2 protein-coding genes are annotated in these 2,334 nt (G+C 64.7%); one reads left to right on the forward strand and one right to left on the reverse strand.

All coding sequences use genetic code 11. From position 1 onward, the window contains the following. Positions 1-36: 36 nt before the first annotated feature. Positions 37-696 (forward strand): nitrilase-related carbon-nitrogen hydrolase, encoded by a 660-nt coding sequence (locus tag IRZ24_RS19510; protein WP_297168210.1) that lies wholly within the window; start codon positions 37-39, stop codon positions 694-696. A gap of 105 nt (positions 697-801) precedes the next feature. Here IRZ24_RS19510 and IRZ24_RS19515 read toward each other — a convergent pair. Beyond that, the coding region (locus IRZ24_RS19515; protein WP_297168213.1) for a HEAT repeat domain-containing protein at positions 802-2,334 on the reverse strand (1,533 nt) is incomplete at its 5' end.

Consider the following 2,334-nt stretch of genomic DNA (forward strand, 5'->3'; position numbering starts at 1 on the left):
TGATCTACTCCGTCTAATTCGTCGGCAGCGTCAGTTGTGTATAAGAGACATGCCCCCCATGCCCGCAGGGTAGCGCAGTCGTTGGATGGTCCCTTTGTGAGGGGCCTGCGCGAGGCGGCACGCGCTGCCCAGGTCTGGGTCGTGGCGGGCATGATCGAGACGGCCAGCGAGACGGAGGAGAAGACCTACAATACGACAGTGGTGCTCGATGAGCAGGGGCAGCTGCTGCGTGCCTATCATAAGACGCACATGTTCGATGCCTACGGCTACCGCGAGTCGGACGTGTTTGTGAGCGGCGACCAGCTCTTTGAGCCGCTGGCGACGCCGTTCGGGCGCATGGGACTGTTTGTCTGCTATGAGCTGCGTTTCCCCGAGGTAGCACGCTATCAGGCGGCGCGCGGGGTTGATTTCTTTGTGGTGCCCTCGGGTTGGGTGAACGGGCATTTGAAGGAAGTCCATTGGCGCCATCTGGTGGTGGCGCGCGCGATTGAGAACACGGCCTACATCTTTACCTGCGATCAGGCCGGGCATCAGTTCCTGGGCCGCTCGCTGCACGTTGATCCCCTGGGGGTGGTACTGGCCGAGGGGAGCGAGGGCGAGCAGCTGGTCTTTGGTGAGCTGGATCTCCAGCGCCTGGAGCAGGCACGGGCGAAGGTGCCATCGCTGCAACATCGGCGCCCGGATCTCTACAGCTAGTCTTCCTTTCCTTCCTCTCGCCCGCCTGCTCGCTGTCGGCGCTGGCTGCCAGGTGGGTGCTCTTGCCCGGGTACGCGGGGCCGGCCCGCCCGTCCTTGGGCCGGGTTAGCGCGGCGGGAAGAGGTCGCCTGGCAGCGGCTGTAGTTCGTTGTTGTCGAGCGTCTCCAGCAGCATGCGGAAAGGTCCCTGGCGGATCGAGAGACTGAGGAGGGCGCGGACAAAGGGCTGCTCTTTGAGGGGGAGGCCCGAGCCTGGGTGCAGAGCCGCCGCAACGGCGCGGATCAGGGCTACTTCCTGCTTCCGTCCGGCGAAGGTGAAGAGCTGGCCCTGACGGCGCAGACGGGTCTCGTAGAGCAGGCGCCAGTGGTCATCGATCAGCTCCTCCAGGGCCTGCTCGACGACGGTCTCGAGGGCCTGGCGCTGGTCGGTGGCGGTCTGCTGCTGGTTTTGCTTGTGGCTGCGCCCTCGTCCGCGTGCACTGGCGGGAGGCACGCGGGGGAACTCGATGGTGCCCCAGTAGCGGGCCATAAATGGCTGGATACGCTCCAGTGGCTCGTACATCCAGGAGGAAAATTCGGGCATTTGAAATAGTTCATCGCCCTTTTGGACGAGGGGCAACAGCTCGGGTGAGAAGGGCTGCGGCTCCAGGGCGGTGGCCACGGGCTGGCCCTGATGCTGCTGCATCTCGGCGGAGAGCAGGGGGCGCCAGATAGCGTAAGCGATGGGCAGCTTATGGCGCCCGCGACGGTTGAGGGCGGCGGCCTCGCTGATGAGGGCCAGGCAGTAGGCCGGCGGGACGACGAAGTTGGTGAAGCCCTGGTCGCCCATTTCGCGGACGAGGCGCTGCCAGCGGTCGACGGCCATTTCGTCCGTGCTATAACAATCTTTGATGCCCCACTGGTCCTGACAGAGCAGGTTGATCCCCTTGACGGTCTCTTCAGAGTGCTTCCAGGCGAGCATGATGATCTGGGAGCCGCTGCCATCGATGAAGCTGACGCGCGCTTCGTAGAGGGGGTAGGCGGGACGAGCAGCTTCAGCCAGGGCCTGGGCTTCGGTGCCGGGAGCGGCCTGCATGGTGAGGCGCCCGAGAGCGGCACGGGCGTGCTGCTTGAGCAGGCGGTTCGAGCTGGTGGTGAGCAGGTGGTTGAGGGCGGGAATGGCCTGGGGGGCAGCCAGGCTGCCAAGCTGTTCGAGGGCGTCGATGGTGGCCATGACGACCCGCGTCGACTGATTTTCGAGCAGGGGCAGGAGCAGATGGACGGCACGCGGGTCGTGGCTGCGTCCGAGCCAGTCAACGAAGCCAAGGCGCCGCTCCAGCGGCATGCTGAGGACGTCTTCGAGGACGGCCTCGACTCCTAGCTCGCTCTTGCCAACCAGCTCCAGAAGACGGCTCTGCATCTGGAGCATGGCAGCCTCGGGATCGTTGAGGTATTCGACCAGCCCCTCCTCTGCCAGCTCGGAGTTGAGTTCTCTGAGGACGGGCGCCAGGGTAAGCTTGGCGATGTCGCTGACGGTGGGATCGGTGACAAAGTCTTCAAGTACTTCGCGGTCATCTTCGGTGGCCAGGTGTGAGAGGATATAGACCGCGGTGGAGTGGGCCGCCCGGTCGCGGCGGCGCAGCAGGTCCAGTACTTTGTG

The sequence above is a fragment of the Thermogemmatispora sp. genome (assembly GCF_019683755.1).
Lineage (GTDB): Bacteria > Chloroflexota > Ktedonobacteria > Ktedonobacterales > Ktedonobacteraceae > Thermogemmatispora.